Raw genomic sequence first — 21,522 nt, 5'->3', positions numbered from 1 at the left:
GCCCCTGCAGCCGCACCGCCCAGCATCGTTCTGCTCGTTTTCACCCGAAGCTGATCTGCTGCGAAAAACCACATTTTTTATCTTGTCATGGGTAGGCTCTCGAAGCATGGCGGGCAGGCCTCTGCACACGAGTCTTCGACGGGCTCAGACTGACAAGCCCTCTTTGTCATCTAACCTTCAGAGGCCGCCGGTTTTAAACACTTAACAACGAGGTTGGCGGCAATGTCACTCCCTAATTCTTTTTAAAATCATACGCGCCCCGCTCTACAAAATCAGCCACTTTTACGCGTACTCCCGTAACCTCGCCGTTTTGTACCATGAACGGAAATACAGCTTTCCCCAGGGTAGGATCAGAAAAAGTTACATAAAAGCGGTTACCGCCCAGTGGTTTTAGCAAGGCATACATTTTAGGATGATGCTCAAAGCGCATTTCGAGATTGTTGCCCTCGCCCTGGGTAACCTCCATGCTGCCATAAAAATCGTTGCTGTATTTGCCAATGTATTTGTTTGGCAGCAACATTGGTTTGGGGTTTAACAGTACAGAATCCCTCAGCTTTTTATCTTCGGCCTGTTCGGTTGCGATATTAGCTTTGTATTGTTTTAAATAACCCTCGCTGTAGTTGCGGAAAGGTTGTTTGAAGTAAGCATCTAAAATATCCCAGCGCAGGGCCTCAAACAACAGGTTCTGATCAGTATTGGTTAATATGATGATACCCAGGTTATCCTGAGGCGAAAGCGTTACTGACGACAAATAGCCGTTAACCCCGCCATCATGCATCACCAGCCTGTGGCCCGAGTAATCCTGGATAAACCAGCCTAAACCATACAGCTCAAAGTTATTTTCGCCGTTCATATGATGGACACTGCTCACAATATCCTGCGGCACACGTGTTGCCTGGATGGCTGAGGAAGGGATCACCTGGCGCTGCCCAACCTTACCATCGTTCAGTAAAGCAAGTGCCCATTTGCTCATATCATTTACCGACGAACTGATAGCCCCGGCAGGCGCCAGGCCATCTATCTGGCAATAAGGGATTGGGGTAAGCCTGCCGTCGACAATAGTATGCGGCACCGTGCGGTTTAAGGATGTCGGTAAATCCTTGCTTAGGGCCAAAGTATTGCCCATGCCCAGTGGTGCAAAAATGGCTTCCTTTAAGTAAGCTTCCCATGAGTGTCCGTTGGTAACCTTCGGAATGATCTCGCCGGCCGTTAAAAATGCGGCGTTGGTATATCCCCAGCGTGTACGGAACGGATAAGTTGCTTTAAGCTTGCCCAAACGCTGAATTACCTCCTGGCGGGTAAGGTTGGTATTGTAAAAAGTAAAATCGCCCTGGAAGGTTCGGAAGCCGAGGCGGTGGCAAAGGAGGTCGCGCACTATTACCTGGTCGCTTGCGTTTTTGTCTTCCAGCTTAAATTCCGGTATGTATTTGGTTACCTTGTCATCTAACGACAGTTTTTTGTTTGCCTCCAGCATAGCAAGCGCAGTTGCCGTGAAAGCTTTGGTATTGCTGCCTATCATGAACAAGGTGTTTTCATCTACCTTGTTCATGAGGCCAAGCTCTTTAATGCCATAACCTTTCATCAGCACAACTTTGTTATCTTTCACAATACAAACAGCTATGCCGGGCACGCGCCAGTTGGTTAAGGCCTTGCTGATATAGAGGTCTAAACTGTCTTTAATGAACTTGCTCCTGTCGGCTCGCTGGGCGTTTACCGATGTGAAAAATAACATGCAGGCAGCGAGCAATAGAGGTATTTTTTTCATTACAGAGGGCTTTAGATTTCTTTATTGTGCTAATTTAACGCAAAATTTACAGTGACGTTATTTAATAAATAAAAATATCGCCGCTCTATTAATTCAAACTAAATGTATATGAAATTTTACCGTTCGGGATTTTTTTTCCTTACTACGCTATTGTTAATCTTACTGCAAAATACGGCCCGGGCGCAACGGACCGCCGTTAACTGGACAAAAGACGGCTATCAGTATTACCGCATAACCGGCGGGCAAATTATCATGATTGATGCCCGTGATACCTCAAAAAAAACTGTTTTTATCACCAAAGAAGAATTGACGCCTGCAGGCAAAGCGCCTATCAGTGTAAAAAGGTTTACGGTGAGCGATGATAACAAAAAAGTCCTTATCAATACCAATACCAAAAAAGTATGGCGCTATGACACCCGTGGCGACTACTGGGTGTATGATTCTAATACCAAAAAGCTTTGGCAGTTGGGTAAAAGCCTGCCGGCTTCATCACTGATGTTCGCCAAATTTTCGCCCGATGGCAGTAAAGCTGCTTACGTAAGCGGGCATAACATTTACATGGAAGATTTGGCCGATGGTTCGTTAAAACAATTAACTACTGACGGTACCCAAACGCTTATCAACGGTACTTTTGACTGGGCTTATGAGGAAGAGTTTGGCTGCCGCGATGGTTTCCGCTGGTCGCCGGATAGTAAATCAATAGCGTACTGGCAATTAGACGCCAGCAAGATCAAAACCTATTTGATGCTGAACACTACTGATTCGGTTTATCCTTATGTTGTGCCGGTTGAGTACCCTGTTGCGGGCGAAGATCCAAGCTCATGCAAAGTGGGCGTTGTTAATACCGTTACCGGTAAAACCACGTGGATCAATGTGCCCGGCGATGCCGTACAGCATTACATCCCTAATATGGAATGGGCCGATAACTCGAGCGAAGTTATTCTTGAACAACTGAACCGTGCGCAAAATGAAAGCCGGGTATTTATAGGCAACGTGTCAAACGGTACCACCCGTGTGATCCGCGAAGAGCATAATGATTCATGGATTGACGTTAAAGCGCGTGTGGCCGGCGGCGACCCGGTAGGCTGGGGCTGGATTGAAAAAGGCAAAAGTTTTTTATGGCTGAGCGAAAAGGACGGCTGGCGCCATTTGTATAAAATAACCCGCGAAGGCAAAGAAAGCCTGATCACTAAAGGCAACTATGATGTGATTGGTATCGACATGATCGACGAAGCTCTGGGTTATGTATACTTCATTGCTTCGCCGGATAATGCTACACAGAAATATCTTTACAAAATAAAATTAAGCGGCGGCACGGCCGAGCGTGTTTCGCCTGCTGGTGAGCCAGGAACGCATAGCTATGATATTTCGCCTAACGGCAAGGTTGCGCTGCACAATTTCAGCAACAGCTATACCCACCCGCAAAGCGAGGTGATCAGTTTGCCAGCTCATAAGCATATTGGCGGTACTGTAATAACGGTTGATAAAAACGCTAAAAATAAACCCGAGTTTTTCAAAGTAAAAACTGTTGATGGCATTGAAATGGACGGCTGGATGGTAAAACCAACCAATTTCGACCCGAATAAAAAATACCCGGTACTGTTTACCGTTTATGGCGAACCGGCTGGGCAAACCGTAACAGATACCTGGGGTACTGGCCGTAACAGGCTGTATGAAGGCAGCATGGCAGATGACGGGTATATTTACATGTCGGTTGAAGGTCGTGGTGCGCCTGCCCCTAAAGGCACAGCCTGGCGCAAGGCTATTTACAAGAACATAGGTATTATCAACATCCGCGACCAGGCTATGGCAGCCAGAGAGATCATTAAATGGCCATTTGTCGACTCAACCCGTATAGCAGTACACGGCTGGAGCGGCGGCGGTTCATCTACCCTTAACCTGATGTTTCAGTATGGAGATATTTATAAAACAGGGATAGCAGTAGCAGCAGTAGGCAACCAGCTTACTTATGATAACATTTACCAGGAGCGCTACATGGGCGTACCAAGCGATGATGCCGGCCGTGCAGTGTTTATCAAAGGTTCGCCGGTTACTTATGCTAAGAATTTGAAAGGCAACTTGCTTTACATTCATGGTACGGGCGATGATAATGTGCATTACAAAAATGCCGAGTTGCTGATTGATGAACTGGTGAAATACAACAGGCAGTTCCAGCTGATGTCATACCCTAACCGTACGCATTCGATATCGGAAGGCGAAGGTACAACACAGCATTTGCGCACGTTGTTTACACAGTATTTGAAAGCTAAATGCCCTCCTGGAGGAAGATAAATATATTAACAGGCAAAGCCCTCATATAGTTCATTATATGAGGGCTTTTGCTTTTGCCGGGAAAAAGAATATGCTGCTGTATCATTACGCTTTTTTTAGCGTAATCATTGATATGAAGCAAATTACGAATCCTGCAAAAGTGTTAGGCTTGTTAGCCATTGTTTTAGTAACGGCTTTTTGGGGCTGTCATAAAGAGACGGTAACAAACAGCGAGCTAAACATATCCGGAAAATGGATTGTTCCTGCTGCTTTTTCAAAACAAGGGACACAATATGAATACGATTTTAAAACCGACCACACATTTGAAGGCACGGTGACCAGTATCGACTCGGTTTCCAAAAAGCTTATCGGAACAGCGTCAAAACGGGTTGGAAAATATAAGATCCAAAATTCGGTATTAACCTTGTATGATATAACCGATTATCAAAACAAAAACAATGCTTTTGGCCCGGTTTCCGAACTGGCGGCGGTTAGCAACGTCATTGCGGTAACGGCCAACTACACTATGGTTTTAAATGCCGGAGGGAATGTACTTACGCTGACATATATATGCGGACCGGCCGACGATTGTACCGCGCCGCAGGGTGTGAACTATTTTAAGCAATAACCGATTTATAATTCTACGGGATATGAAAAATGCCAGTGACAAGTGTTACCGGCATTTTTTCTTTGGGATGTTTTAGTAAGTATCGGTAATTTAATAGTCTTCGGCATTTAAATGATCTATAAACGAGTCCCCGTTTTTTGAGGGTGATTTTAACGGCTCGGCATCAAAATCACTCTTGCGGCCAAGCATAGTGAAGTTTTCGGCCACAATTTCGGTAGTGTATTTTTTTATACCTTCCTTATCCTCAAATGAGCGGGTGCGGAGTTTGCCCTCGATGTAAACCAGCTTTCCTTTTGAAAGAAACCTGGCCGCTACTTCTGCCAGTCCGCGCCACATTACAATATTATGCCATTCGGTTTGTTCAACCTTGCGGCCATCTTTATTAAAAGTTTCGGAAGTAGCTAAAGGGAAACTCGTAACAGATACGCCACCTTCTAAATTCCGTACTTCAGGGTCTTTGCCTAAGTGACCAACGAGTATTACTTTGTTTATTCCAGACATGCCATAAATTAACGCAAAATTATTTTACAAATTAAAAATATTTTTTAATAATATAAAAATGATTTTTGGTAAAGCTAACTCCGGCAGGTTCTGAACGTTGATTTTAACCCAGTTTTCGTGCGTTTTGAGGGGTTGGTTTTCAATTTTTATCAGCCTTACAAAAAGCCGCTGATGTGTAAGGATGTGTTTATGCACCGGCGAAATTTCAGCAGCTTTAATATCATCACCAAAAACAGCTAAAACTTCGGGTTGTTTCAATAGCGTTGTCAGGGTTAAAAGTGAGCTTGTTTCTACCATAGGCAAATCAAACATATTGGCCCAGATGTCTTTATCGCCCCTTTTGTTCATCAAAACGGTATCGCCGTTGGTTACCAGGAAATAATTAAAAAAGCGCTCACGTACTTTTACAGTTTTTAATTTTACCGGGAGAGCGGCAACAGCATTGGTGTTAAAGGCCACGCAACCCATTCGGACAGGGCAAATACCACAGGCTGGATTTTTAGGTTTGCACAACATGGCACCAAACTCCATCATGGCCTGATTGTGCAGTCCCGGCATTTTCTTATTAAGAAAATCATCGGCGGCCTGCTGAAATGTTTTTTTACCCCCGGTTGAGTTGATGGGCTCATAGATACCCAGGTATCGTGCAAGTACACGATAAACGTTACCGTCTACCACGGCTTTAGCTTCATTAGCCGCAAACGAAGCGATAGCGGCTGCCGTATATTCGCCAATACCTTTTAGTTTTATCAGTTCATTATAGCTATCCGGGAAACGGCCGTTATGGAGCTCCTGTACCAGCCGGGCTGTTTTAAGCATGTTGCGCCCCCTGGAGTAGTAACCCAGTCCCTGCCACAGCTTCAGGATCTCATCTTCATGAGCAGCGGCAAAACTGCTTACATCAGGATATTTTTCCAGGAAGCGATAAAAATATGGCATGCCCTGTTCTACCCGGGTTTGCTGCAATATGATCTCAGATAGCCAGATCACATAAGGATCGGTAGTATTGCGCCAGGGCAGGTTTCGTTTGTTGTTTAAGTACCATTGTACCACTTCGTCGGTAAAATTCATTGTTGTAAAAGTAATTAAGAAACAAGAAGGCAGGAAACAAGAAGGCAGGAAACAAGAAGGCAAGAATCAGGAAGCAAGAGGAGAGGAAGGCAGGAGACAGGGGAAGAGTCAAGAGTCAAGAATCAAGAAACAAGAAACAAGAGGGTAATCGGGAGATAGGAAATCAAAGAGTCGCGAACCAGGGAAAAGCCAGGAGGCCGGGGATCTGAAATTTTAAAATAAAGATAAAAGAATGGCAACTAACCTGTGAAAGTACAAGGCCTTTGCTACCAGTTGGATTGATAGATTTTCACACTTTTTTTCACACTTCTTTACACCGGCAAATTGATGTTTAACCAGTAATTTATAAGCCTCTCATACTCAAAATTGTAACGAAAATGTAGGTTTTACGCCGCTGGCAAAAAAAAACGGATAAATATTTCGCTGTTAACGGATAAAGCAATACTTTTGCAACCCCAAAACAGTTAAGTATTTATAAAATTAAATTAAGTAAATAAGATATGACTAAGGCAGAAATTATAACTGAAATCTCATCAAAAACAGGTATAGAGAAAGTAGACGTGCAGGAAACTGTTGAGGCGTTTTTCAAAGTTGTTAAAAGCTCGATGGTTGGCGGCGAAAACGTATATGTAAGAGGATTCGGTAGCTTTGTGGTTAAAAAAAGAGCTAAGAAAACAGCACGTAACATTTCAAAAAATACTGCCATCATTATCCCTGAGCACTTTGTGCCAAGCTTTAAACCGGCCAAAACTTTTGTTGAGAAAGTAAAGTCAGGTAACAAAACCAGCAAAAAATAATTATACGCCATCATGAATAAAAAACAAATAGTCGTTAGTGCAGCCGTAGTTGTTATTATGGGCTATTTGTATTGGTTGCCCGTAAAAGGTTTGGTAAAACCAAAAGACGATAAAAACGGCAAACCGGCCATGGCCGCCTCTGCAGGCGCCGCTAAACCGGCAGCTAATGTTACCGTTGATATGGTATCGGCCCCTGCCAAAGCAGCTATTGGGGATGCATTGGCGGCTAAGATCAATGACCTTGAAGCCCAGTTGAAAAAAGCATCAGACGCAGATGCGCCAGCTTTGCAAGCGCAGCTTGCCAAGCACTGGGACGATGTTAACCAGCCTGCACCAGCAGCGTTTTACTACCAGGCATTAGCCCGCAAAGAAAACAAGGTACAAGACTGGATAAGCGCAGGTAGCCGTTTTAATGATGCATATAAACTTACACAGGATACTTTATTTCAACCTGCGTTTGTGAATGATGCTGCCGAAGCATTTCAAAATGCTTTGAAATTACAACCCGAAAGCCTTGAAGGCAAAACCGGGTTGGGCATAGCTTATGTTAACGGCGCAGCCGGCCCTATGCAGGGTATTGCGCTGTTGCTTGAGGTTGTTAAAAAAGACCCGAAGAACTGGAACGCCAACCTTAACTTAGGTATGTTCGCCATGAAATCGGGTCAGTATGAAAAAGCGGTAAGCAGGTTTAAAACACTGCTTGCGCAAAAGCAGGAACTGGAACCTACTTTTTATTTAGCCGAAAGCTATAAGCAATTAGGTATGAAAAAGGAAGCTATCGACGCTTACCAGAAATGCAAAGAAATGATGCCTGACCCTGTTTTCAGTCAGCGCATTGATGGATATATTAAGGAATTAAATAACTAACACACATTTAAAAATTATTATTATGCCGAGCGGTAAAAAACGTAAAAGACACAAAATGGCTACCCACAAACGTAAAAAACGTTTAAGAAAAAACAGACATAAAAAGAAATAAGCATTTGTGTTAAGTCGGTAGTACTTAGTCTTAAGTTTAAAGTCAAAGACTTTGTGCTTAAGATTAACGACTTAAGACTAAACATTAATGTTTTACCTGCCTCAAATACGGGGCGGGTACTTTTTATTATTAGTGTTTTTTACCCACTTATTAACACACGGTTTTTACCGTTATAAGAAATGGAGTAGCAATTGATAAAAGAATTAATTATCGATTCATCCCCCAACGGGGCTACCATTGCATTATTACAGGATAAACAACTCGTAGAGCTTCACAAAGAACAGGTAAGCAACAACTATACAGTTGGCGATATTTATCTGGGCCGTATCAAAAAGATCATGCCCAGCCTAAATGCCGCCTTTGTTGACGTTGGCTATGAGAAGGATGCCTTTTTGCATTATCTTGATCTTGGTCCGCAGGTACAAAGCCTGCTTAAGCTAACCAAGCAAGTACGTAGCGGGGGATATCAGTCAAAGCTATTGGATGGGTTTAAGCTTGAGGCCGATATCAATAAGGGAGGAAAGATCTCTGAGATATTAACCAAAAACCAGCTTATCCCGGTACAGATAGCCAAAGAACCCATATCAACTAAGGGGCCGCGTTTAAGTTCCGATCTGTCGATAGCAGGGCGGTATGTTGTTTTAGTACCCTTTTCGGAAGCAATTTCTATTTCGAAAAAGATAAAAAGCAACACCGAGCGTACGCGGCTCCGTAAAGTAGTTGAAAGCATTAAGCCAAAGCATTTTGGCGTTATCATCCGTACAGTTTCCGAAGGTAAAGGGGTTGATGAGCTGCAGAAAGATTTGCTTGACCTGATCTCGAAATGGGAACAGTTTATTACCAAGCTGCCTTCTGTTGAGCCTTCAAAAAAGGTATTGGGCGAAATAGGGCGCACATCAACTATCCTCAGGGATATCTTGAACCCTGATTTTCAGCATATTTATACCAATGACAATAGTATGTTCGAAGAAATTCGGTCATACGTTCATGAAATATCGCCAGATATGGAAAGTATAGTCCGACTGCACAAGCACAAGGAGCCTATATTTGAGCACTTCGGTATCGAGAAACAGATCAAAGGCGCGTTTGGAAAAACCGTTAACCTTGCCGGTGGCGCTTACCTGGTAATTGAGCATACCGAAGCCCTGCACGTTATTGACGTAAACAGCGGTAACCGCACAGCCAGCAAAGAAAACCAGGAAGAAAACGCTTACCAGGTAAACAAGGAAGCTGCCAAAGAAATTGCAAGGCAGTTACGCCTGCGCGATATGGGCGGCATTGTGGTGATTGATTTTATCGACATGCACAAACCGCAGAACCGTAAGGAGCTTTTTGATTTTCTGCGTGCCGAAATGCAGTACGACCGGGCCAAGCACACCATTTTGCCACCAAGCAAATTTGGATTGGTGCAGATCACCCGTCAGCGGGTAAGGCCCGAAATGAACATTGTTACCAGCGAGGTTTGCCCTACCTGTAATGGTACAGGTACTATCAGGCCAACCATTTTGCTTATGGATGATATTGAGAACAACTTCAATTACATCCTTACCGAGCAAAACGAAAAAGGCATAACTCTGTGCGTACACCCATATATAGAGGCTTTTATTAAAAAGGGCATTTATAACCGCCAAATGAAGTGGTTTATCAAATATGGCCAATGGATAAAGGTTAAAAATAACCCATCGTACCAGATCACGGAATTCCATTTCTTCTCATCAAAAGACGAAGAAATAAAACTGTAAAAATTCAGAAGTGCAACTGTTTGAAAATGGCACAAATTAAAGATCTTTAAAAAGAGCAGGTGTTTGGATGAGCATCTGCTCTTTTTTGTTTTTAGGGTACTTTAAATCCAATTCAAAACAGTGTTACCTGTCGTGGCCGTCGCTGTGTTCGGCATATGTATCAGGGGCCATAGCCTTACGGTAGCAGGGATTACGTCGGTCTTATGTTGGTTAGCATTTGGAATAAGTAACAAACCTTGCTATTGCCAGTCTTTAATCATATCTTGCTCATCAATGATCAATTCTCACATAACCAAACTCAATTGGTGGCGTCACAGCTTTGTGCAGCCGGGATCATAACGACTATCGGGTATTAGTCCTTTTTTCAATATCCTTCCGGCAGTATCATTATACAGGTCCGTTTTTTTTTATCCATAACAAAATTATAATAATGGCTTTTGAATTAAATAGCGTTGTGCCCTGGGGCCGCACGTTTACCGAATATCAGCAAATGTTTAACCTTAGCGCCGGTGATGTTATCAAAAAGATCGTCAGTATAGGTGATGGTCCGGCAAGTTTTAATGCGGAGATGCACGCAATGGGTGAGCGGGTTATCTCCATCGATCCTTTATATCAATTTTCGACTGATGATATCCGAAAACGGATTGATGAAACCTGTGTAGAAGTGATAGGCCAGGTGAGGGCTAACGCCGATAAGTTTGTTTGGAACAACATTAAAGATGTGGAAGAACTGCAGGAAATAAGAATGACTGCGATGAACCATTTTCTGCGGGATTTTGACCAGGACTGCTTTCGGCAAAGATATATTAAACATGCCATGCCCGCTAAAACCTCTTTCGCTGATAATGCATTTGAGTTGGGCCTAAGCTCTCATTTTTTATTGCTGTATGATAATCTGGGGTTAAAGTTTCATACAGAAGCGATACGGGAGATCATGCGCATATGCCCCGAATTGCGGATCTTCCCAATATTGAACCTCAATGCCGGGGCTCCTGTGTTTTTTGACGAATTACTTGACGTGCTTGGCCGCGATTTTAATATTGATATACAAAAAGTAAACTACGAATTTCAAAAAGGAGGTAATCAAATGTTGGTTATTAAAAGCAAGACATAAGTAAATGTGAAAAATAGCCCGGTTGGATCTGATGTTTTTTAAAACTAATACATTTATTTTTGAGATATGGAGATAATTGATAAAATAAAAGAGATTTTCGAGCCAAACTTCGAAGTTTTAAAGGTAACGAGATCAGGCCCTGATAGCTTAAACGCCGAAGCCTTTATTACCATTGAGGCAAAGCACGAGGGGAAATCACATAAACGGGTTTTTAGGGAGACTGAACTTGTAGCGTTAAACGCCGAAGGTAAGTTAGCTGAAACAATAAGGGCGCTGTGCGCCGTAATGCTGACATCAGAAGAGTAGATTCTTGTTTAAGTACCGGTACGTTTCCCTCTCATATATAACATTTATAATGGTGGTTGTGCTGTTTCCAGTTGGTTCGTGCCGACAACCCTGCTGGTCGGAGTTTGCCGGCTGCTTAACTCCGACCAGGTAGGGGCATACAGTCTTTTCAGGTTGCCTGATGATGTACCAGGTCTGCCAGTTCATCTACATCGGTTTTATGTTTTTTCTTTTTGGGATGTTTGGCTGCAAGGTAATCCTGAACGTGTTCCTGTTGGGGGCCGGCTGTTTCATCTGATCTTTTGCCACGGAAGTAAAACCAGATCCCCGCGCCTGCTGCCAAAACTCCTGTTATGCTGGCTGTGATCCATAATCCGGTATTGTTTTTTTGTGCAAATAGGTTTTTCATAGCTTTTTTCTTTATAGCTGAACAAGCTACATTTCATTTAGTTGTAATTAATTTAAAAAGACAATTATTTACCCGGTGGTTAAAACCATTGAAATGTAGCGTTGTTAATCTGTTACATCTAATAAGAAAAGCTATGTCAAAAAGAGGCGTAAAAGTGGAAAGGAACTCTGTATCAGAGCAGCCACATGAATTGAACTACGAAGCACGCAAAGAAGGAACAACCGCAAAAAAGGTGGAAGCGGCAAAGAAATCAGCAGGCTCCAACCAACGTAGTGCGGTTGAAAAGAAATTGAATAAGTAAGGTATTAATGGTCTTGTACTGGTCGAAGTTAAGCGACAGCGTACTTCGACCAGTACAAAACAAGTTCTGGGCTTTTATTTGAGATTCATTAAAATATACTCTAAAAATGGCATTGATTTTACAGGAAAAATCACTTTAAAATAATGTGCTTCATCAATGCCCCAGCTTTTAGTTGCATCATGAAGTACCTCTATATATGCTTTTAGTTTTTCTTCGGTAAGCATGGGCATAACATTATGCACCAGTACAACTCCTTTCTTTTCTATCCAATGAAAATCACAGGCAATCGTAAACGGCATTCCAGTTATGTCCAAAATAACCGGGAAATTTAAGCACCGCACTCAGCTCTTTTAACAGTTCATCTTCTCCGTCAATTTCAGGAAGGCAGGCTATGAATTCATCTTTATCAAAGTATAGATCAGGTTCATTTATAAAAAGAATGTTTTTCATATCGTAGATCGTTATCTTAAACCTATGCTTTCCGCTGTAGCAAGGCCGCGCTGTGTGGTTCGCATGCAAAGTATAAGTCATGTATCACCTCAGCAATCTATCGAAAAATCCCGTACTTTACTCCGATAAAATAGTCTGCTGTTTCAATATGTTTAAATCTCTTGGTTGGCTTACAGTTATAGTTTTGCTATCTACATTAACCTCCTGTAAAAAACCCGGCAATGCCTCAACTGCATTCTATTACTGGAAAACCGCCTTCATCCTCAATAAACAGCAAGCGGCCTTACTAAAACAAACCGGTAACAATGCCTACATCCGTTTTTTTGATGTAAGCTGGAACGATAAAGAACAACGCTCATATCCAAATGCCGTTGTGCAACTCAATGAGTTCCCGGTAGGCTTAAATATTACTCCGGTTATCTACATCACAAACAAAACTTTTGAAAACACTGCAGATACCGCTGTTGCTGCCCTTGCCGGCCATTGCAATAAACTAATAAATGAGCTGTCCGCAGAAAAGAAGATCAGCTATACCAAAGTACAGGTCGACTGCGACTGGTCATTAAGTACCCGGGACAAATACTTCAGCTTCCTTAAAGCATTTAAAAAGCTTAACCAAAAACGGCTGGAGGCTACCATCAGGCTGCACCAGGTTAAATTTAAAGAGCGTACAGGTATACCACCCGTTGATGCAGGCGTGCTGATGTTTTACAACATGGGCAAGCTCAACGCCGATCTGCAGCAGCCTAATTCAATTTACAATGAAGATGATGCCGGTAAGTATATCGTTTACTTGGGCAGCTATCCCCTGAAGCTGGATATCGCCTTGCCTTTATTTTCCTGGGCTATTCATATCAGGGAGGGCCGGGTGATCCAGGTATATGGAAAAATAAGGCGAAGGCAACTTACTGATCAGGTTCATTTTGAACCAATTGAGGGGCAGGCAGATTACCGGGCCAAAACAAGCTTTTTTCTTGATGGAATTTATATCAAACAAAATGATATTTTTAAACTTGAAGAAACGGACAGCAATACATTGAACGCTGCTGCCCAACAATTAACACAGCATCTGCCTAAACAAAAACATACAACTATCATCTACTATGAACTGGCCAATATCGACCTTTCAAAATTTAACGAGGAAACCATTACGCAAATTTCTGCTCGTTTTTAGCCTATGCACGCTGGCCATAGCCGGAGTGATCTGGGCCTGTGCCGACTCGTACGAGGAAGAATATTCCGTTTTCACTCCCGAATATTTTGTCAACAAGCAATACTCCCCATTCTTTTATACCGGCAACGAGGTTTACTATGGCTTAGGCTATACGGATGGGAGCAATACCTGGTATAACGATATTATTGTTGACGAATGGTACGATCATTTTAACCATCAATTCAGCAAAGCATCACTTCAGTACCTGCTTATTAAAGCCAGTGCCGGCGCTGTTGATTCCATTTCCCGAAAATCAGCCGGCTCGCTCAAAGTATCGCCCGCTAAATACCCCGTTATGAGTACCGGTACTGTATCAGCAAAAATGCTCAAAGCTTTTTATAGCTACCTGAAGCTGGCCAAAATAAGTGAGGTTTATTCGGTAAACGATCAATATTATTCGTGGGATAAGGTAAAGCCCAATCATTCGCCGGTAAAGCTGGCTTCAACGCTGATTAGTGCCTTCGATGCCGAAACAGATCCTTTTATCAAGGAGCGTTTATGGTTTCAAGCTGTTCGTTATTATTACTTCCTGGATAATTCGTCGTCGGCAATAACTGTTAAATTGTTTAATCAGTTCAAAGAGCATTTTCCTAAAAACCTCATTTACTACCGTACAATGGGCTATGTAGCTGGTTATTATTACAGGCAAAAAAACTACGCCCTATCAAACTACCTGTACAGCCTTTGTTATGATTACACTTATAAATTAAAGATCCCGAGTTTCTGGAGCTTCCACCCGCAAAATGAAAGTGATTGGAATGCCACACTCAGGCTTGCTAAAACGCCGGAAGAGAGAATAACCCTGTGGCATATGATGGGGGTACAATATGATGCCGCAAGGGCTATAAAAACTATCGCGGCTATCAACCCAAAATCCGAAAAACTGGATTTGCTGTTGAGCCGCTTGATTAACATCCGGGAGGCCACAACAGGAGACGGTAAACCTGCCGATTCGGTAAAAAGATCCGATAACGATGGTAAACGGCTTGTTGAAAACATTGCCCTTAAAAATAATACAGCCAAGCCTTACTATTGGAACCTCGCGGCAGGTTACCTTAACTTTTTGGATAGCAACTACACCGCAGCCGGTAAGTTTTATACTACGGCAAAAAGCCAGTTCCCTGCCGGCGATAAAATGATCGTAGCGCAGGGCAAGTTGCTCGACCTGATGTTATATATCAAAAACCTTAAAAAAATGGATGCCACTGCGGAGGCAAAATTAACGGAGCCCCTTAACTGGCTTGCCAACCTGCGTGATAGTAAGATTAAGATCAAAGATCTGCGGTTTGATAATGCCATTTCGGTTTGTAACCTTGCCATATCGCGGCTTTATAAAAAGCAAGGCAACCTAATCAAGGAGGTATGTTTTAACAACAGTGCGCAGGATTTTTATACAGATAGCGCAAGGGTGCAGCACATGATAGATCTGTTAAACAAACCGGATAAAACTGCTTTTGAACAAACGATGTTGCGTTATTATCCTATAACACTTAACAATTTATATTACCATCAGGCTATCACATTGGTTTATCAGCAAAAGTTACCTGAAGCTATTGCTCAACTCAAAAAAATGAAGCCCGAAGATTTTGTGCTTGCAGGCAACCCCTTTACCGGTAGATTAGTTGACTGTCATGACTGTGATCATGCAGCCCCGCAAAAGCAAAAATATACGCCGCTAAGTTTTCTGCAAACGCTTAATACTATAAATACAGAAATTAAGCAAGGCAAAAACGTATACAGTAATGCTTATGCCATTGCGAATGCCTATTACAATATCACGTATTACGGTAACGCCCGGTTGTTTTACGAATCGGATGTGGTAGCTACCGGGCCAACCGGCCGCTATTATTACCAAGGCGAACAGCGCATGGATGATAAATTGACATCGATGCAAATTGCGATGAAGTATTATCAGTTGGCCCGACAAAACGCCACTACAGATGAGCAGCGTGCCCGGTGTACATTTATGCTCAGCAAATGTGCCCTGAATGAAATATATAATGATCCGGAATTTAAAGGTGCCGATAAGTTTGCTAATATAAAGGCCAGTCAGCAGGTTACGGACGCGTATTACAAATACTTTGCTGAGTTAAAGGGCAAATACAACAACACGGCGTACTACAAAGAAGCATTGAAAGAGTGCGGTTATTTCAGGGATTATGTGGATAGGAAGTAATTTGCTGAAGTGCTAAATGAATAGCTTTGCAGGGGGGATTAAGACATAAAGTATAACCTGTCGGAACTTCTAAATAATAGTTTTTGGAACGAAAAGCCATTTTAATAACATGGCTATGCACTATGGTATTTCCATAATGAGGAATAGTGTGTTTCTTCAGTAATAAGTGTTTCATGCGATCCCTGCTCAATTAGGCGCCCATTTTGAAGTACCAGTATTTCATCGCAATTTTTAATGGTAGAAAGCCGGTGTGCTATAATGATAATGGATTTACCCTGTTGTTTAAACCATCGCAGTGCATCTAATACTTTCTGTTCGCTTACCGGGTCAAGCGATGATGTAGCTTCGTCCAATATTAATATTTCGGGGTCCCGATAGAGCGCGCGCGCAACAGCTATGCGCTGTTTTTGACCGCCTGATAAATTTGTACCCTGTTCATCAATTACCGTGTAATAATTTCCTGGTAATTTTTCTATAAATTCGTTTATCCCCAACAAATTGCATAGCCCAATTACCCTTTCTATCTTTGGTTCATAATCACCGATGGCAATATTTTCAATAATGGTTCCGGCAAACAGGTCGGTTTGCTGGGGTACTACACCAATTGCTTTGCGTAAACTGCTGTTGCTTATGTATTTTATATCGAGGCCGCCAATAGTAATATTCCCTTCATTTAAAGGATAAAGATTTTGCATTAAGGAAAGTAAGGTTGACTTGCCGCTACCACTTTCTCCTACAATTGCCGTGCTCTTGTGTTTGGAAATATTGAGGTTTAGCTTATCAAAAACGGTTGTGCGGGTACCGTATCTGAACTGCACATTATTAAATTGAATATCCCCGATCATTTCGGGCGTTAAGGCCACTTTGTCATCGTTAGAAGCTTCAATTTCCAGGTCAATAATTTCAAACAAACGATCGGCAGCTATCAGGGCGTCCTGGATATTTTTATTGGCATTGATAAGTGCTGCTGCAGGGCCTGTAAAGTATCCGATCAGGGCGTAAAAAGAAAGTAATTCGCCTGGTGAAAGTTCACGCCGGATAACAAAATAACTACCTGCCCATAAAATGCTTATTGTGAACAGGCGTGTAAAAAAGTCGGCTGCATTACTCAGGTGAAAACTTTTTATGCCGCTGCTATAGATAGATCTTAACAGCTCAACAAACCTGTTTTCGGTTTTTAAGCTGGCATATCCCTCCAATCCAAACCGTTTTATAGTTCCGGCGGCATTGATACTTTCAACAAGCTGCGCCTCAAGTTCGGCACTGTTTTCCATTAACTCCCGCTGCCACTTTTTATTAACCCGGTTACTTATCCAATAAATTACTAAATAAACCGGGACTATTGCAAGCATGATAATAGCCAGTTTCCAGTAATACAAAAACATAATAGCTATTGAAAATCCAATTATCAACGTGTTTACCAGCATATTCATAGCAATGTCGTTGATAAAAACACGAATCTTTACTGCGTCGTTCACCCTGCTAATAATTTCGCCCACACGCATGGTATCAAAAAAACGCTGCGGTAATTGCAGTAAATGTTTATAATAACCAAGTATCAAATGTGCATCAATCATTTGACCGGTGCGCATACTGATCAATGTTTTAAAGTAGTTGATGATGATTTGAAAAACAAGGATGACAATCATCCCCACGCTCATCATATTCAGCAATCGTGAGTTTCCGTCAACAAGTACAAAGTCAATTATCTTTTGAACATATACAGCCATGCTCAGGCCCAACAGCGTATAAATTACAGCGCCGATAACTGCCTGCACCATCATGGTTTTGTGCGGGGCCAGCAGATGCCGAAAACGCCTTATATTTGATTCTTTTTCATTTCCCTTTGTAAAATGCTGATCGGGCAATAACAGTACAACTACACCAGTCCACTCGCTTTTAAACTCTTCGATATTTTTTTTTACTATAACACCACCGGTTGGGTCCATATAAACAACCTGCTTGTCGGTAACTTTATAAATAACCACATAATGTTGCAATCCGTTTTTCAACACTAAATGGACGATAGCCGGTAAAGGGATCTTAACCAGGCTTTCAATAGTCCCCTTAGCTCCTTTAGCCTGAAACCCTAAACGGCCTGCAGCCTCAATGAGTCCTGTTAAATTAGTTTCCTTTTTATCAGTACCGGCATACTGGCGTATGCGGCTTACAGGTAATTGTAATTGGTAGTGGGCTGCTATCGAAGCCAGGCAGGCGGCTCCGCAGTCGGTAATGTCCCGCTGTTTTATTTTTATTCCTTTCCGCATTTGTTATAATTTATTGTCGCTTTGAGGAGCAGAGGGGTTTAACCAGTCATTTACATTATCCCACAGTAATTGCCAAAGTGTGCGGTTGCCTATTATAAAACGTGCCTGAAATGTTAAGCCTTTTTTTAAATGACCGGTAAAGCCATTTTTTAAATGTACCTGTAGCTGATCAAACTGGCAGCGTATTTTAAATACCGAACTGTTGTTTATAACTGTGTAGTCGTCATCTATTGTTTTGATTTTGCCGGTTACTATTCCAAAATAATTATAATTAAAGGCATCTACCTGGAAACGTACATTTTGCCCTATTTTCAACAATCCTATATCTTTTGGAGATACGTAACATTCAGCAATCAGGCTGCCTCCCGGAGATACTGTACAAATAACTTGATTGGGCTGCAGCACCCCTCCGGCATAAAGCGTATTCAAATCTTGTAATGTGCCGGATACAGGGGCTTTTATTTCATAATAAGCAGCATTGTTGCTTACCTGGGTCCGTTCATCTTTATACTGGGACAACTCCAGTTTGTAACGCATCATATCCTGCTGCCAGCTATTTTGTTGCTCAACTTCAAAAGCTTTATTATTAGCTTTGGCTTTATCGAAAGCGATACTAATATCAAAATACTCTTTATTAGTTATTACTTTACCCTTTAATAAAGCTGCATCTATATTATATTCATTAGTAACCTGTTTCAGCGTTGCGTCCTGATCTGCCTTTTGATGCAAGTAATGGATAAGTTGTTCCTTATATAAAGGAGTTAAGAGTTTTTTTAAAAGGTTTTCTGAAAGATTGCCTGAAGTGAGTAAACTAAGATCATGTAAGGCTTCTTCATGCTGGGTGGTTTCAAAGCGATTTAATATCTGCTTGCTTTTTGAAGTCGGGTCTTTTATTCGCAAAAGTATTGCTCCCTTTTTAATTGCATCACCTTCATGGTAATATATTGTATCAATTATACCCCCTATAGCTGTGTTTACAGCAGTACGCTCGCTTGAAGGACGAGTTATTCCCGGCGCGGTTACTGCTATGCTTGTTTGTGCTATTGGTAAGGCAATTAAACCGATGATAATAATTGCTAAAATGAACCAGTAGAGTATATAGTTGCGCTTACGAAATGCCGGCAAATAGCTTATAGTAGTATCTGAAAGTTGATCGATAGATGTAAACAAGATATTATTATTAGGATATAATATAATTCCAGGCCCCTCATATAAACAAAGGACCTGGAAAAGGCACAATCTCATTGATGCGAAAATGTGAATTCAAAAAGATTGATTGATAACGGTCTAAGACGCGCTATTGCCAGCCATTCTATGCCGATTTATAAGCCCTATGATAATAAATATCAAAAAGATAACTGTGCCGAATATGCTTTTAATCAACTTACTGTTATCTCCTGTTTCCAACGAATTTATTATTCCAATAAAGCCAATAGCAAACATAAAAAAGCTTATTAGCAAGCCACCTACATGTCTGAGTTTTTTCGTTTCCATATGATTTGTTTAAAAGCCTGTTTAAGAAAATTAACTGGCGAGTAAACCGCCGCCGATGGCTCCAAGAATGGCACCGCCAACTGCGCCAGCTACATTACCCACTCCCGGTACAATTGTACCAACAGATGCACCTGCTTCTGCACCGGCAAGCGCACCAACAATTGCTCCGCCAATAATATGGGCCCAGCTGCCTCCGTCGATGTCGAGTAATTCATTGGCGTCAATGGCCGTCATGCCATAATCGTTTAGATTCAATAGATTTTCCATAAGATTTGTATAAGATTTAATTTGTTTTGTGCCTACTCTGATAAAGGTTTTCGGCATTCCCTATGTCGGCCAAACAATATCTCAAGGTATTATATAATTATTATTCCAGAAAATAAATAAATGATTTGTCAAATATCTTCATCAAATCTTCATTTTAAAAAGGACAGGCTCCTGTGATATGTATGAGCCTCAATTTAGAGCCATCCAAAATTTAATATCTGCAAAGCTACAGGAGAAAAGAATGATACAGATTTTGATGGCACGGTACTTTTCTCTAACTAATTTGAATGACTCAATTGTCGTGATTGCTAAATAATTTAGTAAAAATCAAAATAATCTGCATATTTGCACATCTGTAATCTGCACATCTGATTAATAATGGCCAAATCCAAGATCGCGTACTTTTGTCAAAGCTGTGGCTTTGAATCGCCCAAGTGGCTGGGTAAATGCCCGTCATGCCAGCAATGGAACACTTTTGTTGAGGAGGTGATTGAAAAAGGCAACGCTGCGGTACCTGCCTGGAAGCCTGCGTCAACCAGTCAGCAGCGGGCCAATAAACCCGTGGCCGTAACGGAGATCACTTATACCGAAGAGCATCGTGTGCCAACTCCCGATAAAGAGTTTAACCGCGTTTTGGGAGGCGGAATTGTACCCGGCTCATTGGTGCTCATCGGCGGTGAGCCGGGCATAGGCAAATCAACCCTGATGCTGCAGCTTGCGCTCAATATGCCAAACCAAAAAGTTTTGTATGTATCGGGCGAGGAAAGTGAAAGGCAGATAAAGATGCGGGCCGAAAGGTTGGCTTCGCCCGGAGGGGGAGTCATAGGCGAAGGGGCTTATATACTGACTGAAACTTCAACCCAAAACATATTTAAACAGATAGAATCATTAGAGCCGGATATGGTGGTGATCGACTCGATCCAAACCCTGCATTCGGCACATATTGAATCAACGCCGGGCAGTGTGTCGCAGGTGAGGGAATGTACTGCCGAGCTATTACGTTTCGCCAAAGAGACTTCGACGCCGGTATTTTTAATTGGTCATATTACCAAAGACGGTATGATTGCCGGTCCGAAGATATTGGAGCACATGGTTGATACCGTGTTACAATTTGAGGGTGACAGGCACCACGTTTACCGCATATTGCGTACCATCAAAAACCGTTTCGGCTCGGCATCAGAGCTGGGTATTTACGAAATGATGGGCGAAGGATTGAGGGAAGTGTCCAACCCGTCGGAAATCTTGCTTTCGCACCGGGAAACTCCATTAAGCGGCATCACTATTTCGGCTACCTTAGAAGGTATGCGACCAATGTTGATTGAAACCCAGGCATTGGTTAGTGCGTCGGCCTATGGAACGCCGCAACGTACTGCTACAGGCTTCGATACCAAACGCATGAGTATGTTGTTGGCTGTATTGGAAAAACGCTGCGGTTTTAGGTTGGGTGCAAAAGATGTATTCCTGAATATTACCGGCGGCATCAGGGTTGAGGATCCGGCTATTGACCTTGGTTTGGCGGCTGCCATTATTTCATCGCACGAGGATATGCCCATTCCGTTCAAAACCTGCTTTGCTGGGGAGCTCGGTCTTTCTGGTGAGATTAGGGCGGTGAACCGTGTTGAGCAGCGTATTGCCGAAGCGCAGAAACTTGGCTTTAACCAGATCTTTATCTCTAAATACAACCTCCCTGCCAGCGGTCAGGATAAAAAGCGGATGGATCTGTCACGCTATGATATCGACATTAAGATTGTGAGCAGTATTGAAGAGGTGTTCAGTTTGTTATTTGGATAGG

At 42.3% G+C, this 21,522-nt stretch carries 20 protein-coding genes; 11 read left to right on the top strand and 9 right to left on the bottom strand.

The window, feature by feature from the left end; genetic code table 11:
- Positions 1-232: 232 nt before the first annotated feature.
- Positions 233-1,765 (bottom strand): serine hydrolase, encoded by a 1,533-nt coding sequence (locus ABIC84_RS15610; protein WP_426582547.1) that lies wholly within the window; start codon positions 1,763-1,765, stop codon positions 233-235.
- A gap of 102 nt (positions 1,766-1,867) precedes the next feature.
- Here ABIC84_RS15610 and ABIC84_RS15605 point away from each other — a divergent pair, with 102 nt between their 5' ends.
- Positions 1,868-4,057: a S9 family peptidase gene (locus ABIC84_RS15605; RefSeq protein WP_429264131.1), complete on the top strand. Its 2,190-nt coding sequence runs from the start codon at positions 1,868-1,870 to the stop codon at positions 4,055-4,057.
- Positions 4,058-4,169: 112 nt separating this feature from the next.
- Complete coding sequence (locus tag ABIC84_RS15600; RefSeq protein ID WP_426582543.1) at positions 4,170-4,664, top strand: hypothetical protein; 495 nt, start codon at positions 4,170-4,172, stop codon at positions 4,662-4,664.
- Positions 4,665-4,754: 90 nt separating this feature from the next.
- On the opposite strand, the gene ABIC84_RS15595 is transcribed toward ABIC84_RS15600, so the two are convergent.
- Both ABIC84_RS15595 and mutY read right to left on the bottom strand, forming a co-directional pair.
- Positions 4,755-5,165 carry a single-stranded DNA-binding protein gene (locus ABIC84_RS15595; RefSeq protein WP_426582541.1) on the bottom strand — a complete coding sequence of 137 codons (411 nt, stop codon included), beginning with the start codon at positions 5,163-5,165 and terminating at the stop codon, positions 4,755-4,757.
- Positions 5,166-5,189: 24 nt separating this feature from the next.
- Positions 5,190-6,236: an A/G-specific adenine glycosylase gene (mutY, locus tag ABIC84_RS15590; protein ID WP_429264130.1), complete on the bottom strand. Its 1,047-nt coding sequence runs from the start codon at positions 6,234-6,236 to the stop codon at positions 5,190-5,192.
- 500 nt (positions 6,237-6,736) lie between these two features.
- Here mutY and ABIC84_RS15585 point away from each other — a divergent pair, with 500 nt between their 5' ends.
- From ABIC84_RS15585 to ABIC84_RS15565, 5 genes are all read left to right on the top strand, one after another.
- Complete coding sequence (locus ABIC84_RS15585) at positions 6,737-7,033, top strand: HU family DNA-binding protein (protein WP_090534644.1); 297 nt, start codon at positions 6,737-6,739, stop codon at positions 7,031-7,033.
- Between the two features lie 12 nt (positions 7,034-7,045).
- Positions 7,046-7,900: a tetratricopeptide repeat protein gene (locus tag ABIC84_RS15580; RefSeq protein WP_429264129.1), complete on the top strand. Its 855-nt coding sequence runs from the start codon at positions 7,046-7,048 to the stop codon at positions 7,898-7,900.
- 303 nt (positions 7,901-8,203) lie between these two features.
- Positions 8,204-9,754 (top strand): Rne/Rng family ribonuclease, encoded by a 1,551-nt coding sequence (locus tag ABIC84_RS15575; RefSeq protein ID WP_426582534.1) that lies wholly within the window; start codon positions 8,204-8,206, stop codon positions 9,752-9,754.
- 430 nt (positions 9,755-10,184) lie between these two features.
- Positions 10,185-10,868, top strand: a complete 684-nt coding sequence (locus ABIC84_RS15570; protein WP_429264128.1) for a hypothetical protein — start codon at positions 10,185-10,187, stop codon at positions 10,866-10,868.
- A gap of 66 nt (positions 10,869-10,934) precedes the next feature.
- Entirely contained in the window at positions 10,935-11,174 is a 240-nt protein-coding gene (locus ABIC84_RS15565) for a hypothetical protein (protein ID WP_176628779.1), read from the top strand.
- Positions 11,175-11,322: 148 nt separating this feature from the next.
- On the opposite strand, the gene ABIC84_RS15560 is transcribed toward ABIC84_RS15565, so the two are convergent.
- Complete coding sequence (locus tag ABIC84_RS15560; protein WP_429264127.1) at positions 11,323-11,562, bottom strand: hypothetical protein; 240 nt, start codon at positions 11,560-11,562, stop codon at positions 11,323-11,325.
- A gap of 133 nt (positions 11,563-11,695) precedes the next feature.
- Between ABIC84_RS15560 and ABIC84_RS15555 the strand changes: the two genes are divergently transcribed.
- Positions 11,696-11,863 carry a DUF3606 domain-containing protein gene (locus ABIC84_RS15555; protein WP_176628781.1) on the top strand — a complete coding sequence of 56 codons (168 nt, stop codon included), beginning with the start codon at positions 11,696-11,698 and terminating at the stop codon, positions 11,861-11,863.
- A gap of 74 nt (positions 11,864-11,937) precedes the next feature.
- Here the strand turns inward: ABIC84_RS15555 and ABIC84_RS15550 are convergent, their stop codons facing one another.
- Entirely contained in the window at positions 11,938-12,162 is a 225-nt protein-coding gene (locus ABIC84_RS15550; RefSeq protein ID WP_429264126.1) for a hypothetical protein, read from the bottom strand.
- Positions 12,140-12,313 carry a barstar family protein gene (locus ABIC84_RS15545; RefSeq protein ID WP_429264125.1) on the bottom strand — a complete coding sequence of 58 codons (174 nt, stop codon included), beginning with the start codon at positions 12,311-12,313 and terminating at the stop codon, positions 12,140-12,142. Before ABIC84_RS15545 ends, ABIC84_RS15550 begins: the two co-directional genes overlap by 23 nt.
- A gap of 148 nt (positions 12,314-12,461) precedes the next feature.
- Here ABIC84_RS15545 and ABIC84_RS15540 point away from each other — a divergent pair, with 148 nt between their 5' ends.
- Positions 12,462-13,487, top strand: coding sequence for a hypothetical protein (locus ABIC84_RS15540; protein ID WP_429264124.1), 1,026 nt, complete (start codon positions 12,462-12,464; stop codon positions 13,485-13,487).
- Entirely contained in the window at positions 13,417-15,702 is a 2,286-nt protein-coding gene (locus ABIC84_RS15535) for a hypothetical protein (protein WP_429264123.1), read from the top strand. The genes ABIC84_RS15540 and ABIC84_RS15535 overlap by 71 nt, the downstream gene beginning before the upstream one ends.
- 113 nt (positions 15,703-15,815) lie before the next feature.
- Here ABIC84_RS15535 and ABIC84_RS15530 read toward each other — a convergent pair whose 3' ends face one another.
- The 3 genes from ABIC84_RS15530 to ABIC84_RS15520 all read right to left on the bottom strand — a co-directional run bounded on the left by ABIC84_RS15530 (position 15,816) and on the right by ABIC84_RS15520 (position 19,730).
- Complete coding sequence (locus tag ABIC84_RS15530) at positions 15,816-17,969, bottom strand: peptidase domain-containing ABC transporter (RefSeq protein WP_429264122.1); 2,154 nt, start codon at positions 17,967-17,969, stop codon at positions 15,816-15,818.
- A 3-nt stretch (positions 17,970-17,972) separates the two neighbouring features.
- Positions 17,973-19,139 carry an HlyD family secretion protein gene (locus tag ABIC84_RS15525; RefSeq protein ID WP_426582521.1) on the bottom strand — a complete coding sequence of 389 codons (1,167 nt, stop codon included), beginning with the start codon at positions 19,137-19,139 and terminating at the stop codon, positions 17,973-17,975.
- Positions 19,140-19,493: 354 nt separating this feature from the next.
- Positions 19,494-19,730 (bottom strand): Blp family class II bacteriocin, encoded by a 237-nt coding sequence (locus tag ABIC84_RS15520; RefSeq protein WP_429264121.1) that lies wholly within the window; start codon positions 19,728-19,730, stop codon positions 19,494-19,496.
- A gap of 378 nt (positions 19,731-20,108) precedes the next feature.
- Between ABIC84_RS15520 and radA the strand changes: the two genes are divergently transcribed.
- Positions 20,109-21,521 carry a DNA repair protein RadA gene (radA, locus tag ABIC84_RS15515; protein WP_429264120.1) on the top strand — a complete coding sequence of 471 codons (1,413 nt, stop codon included), beginning with the start codon at positions 20,109-20,111 and terminating at the stop codon, positions 21,519-21,521.
- The last annotated feature ends 1 nt before the right edge of the window (position 21,522 follow it).

The organism is Mucilaginibacter sp. 3215 (genome assembly GCF_050433785.1).
Classification (GTDB): domain Bacteria; phylum Bacteroidota; class Bacteroidia; order Sphingobacteriales; family Sphingobacteriaceae; genus Mucilaginibacter.
Note: the sequence above shows the minus strand (reverse complement) of the source record. Positions and strands in the feature narration are given on the sequence as shown.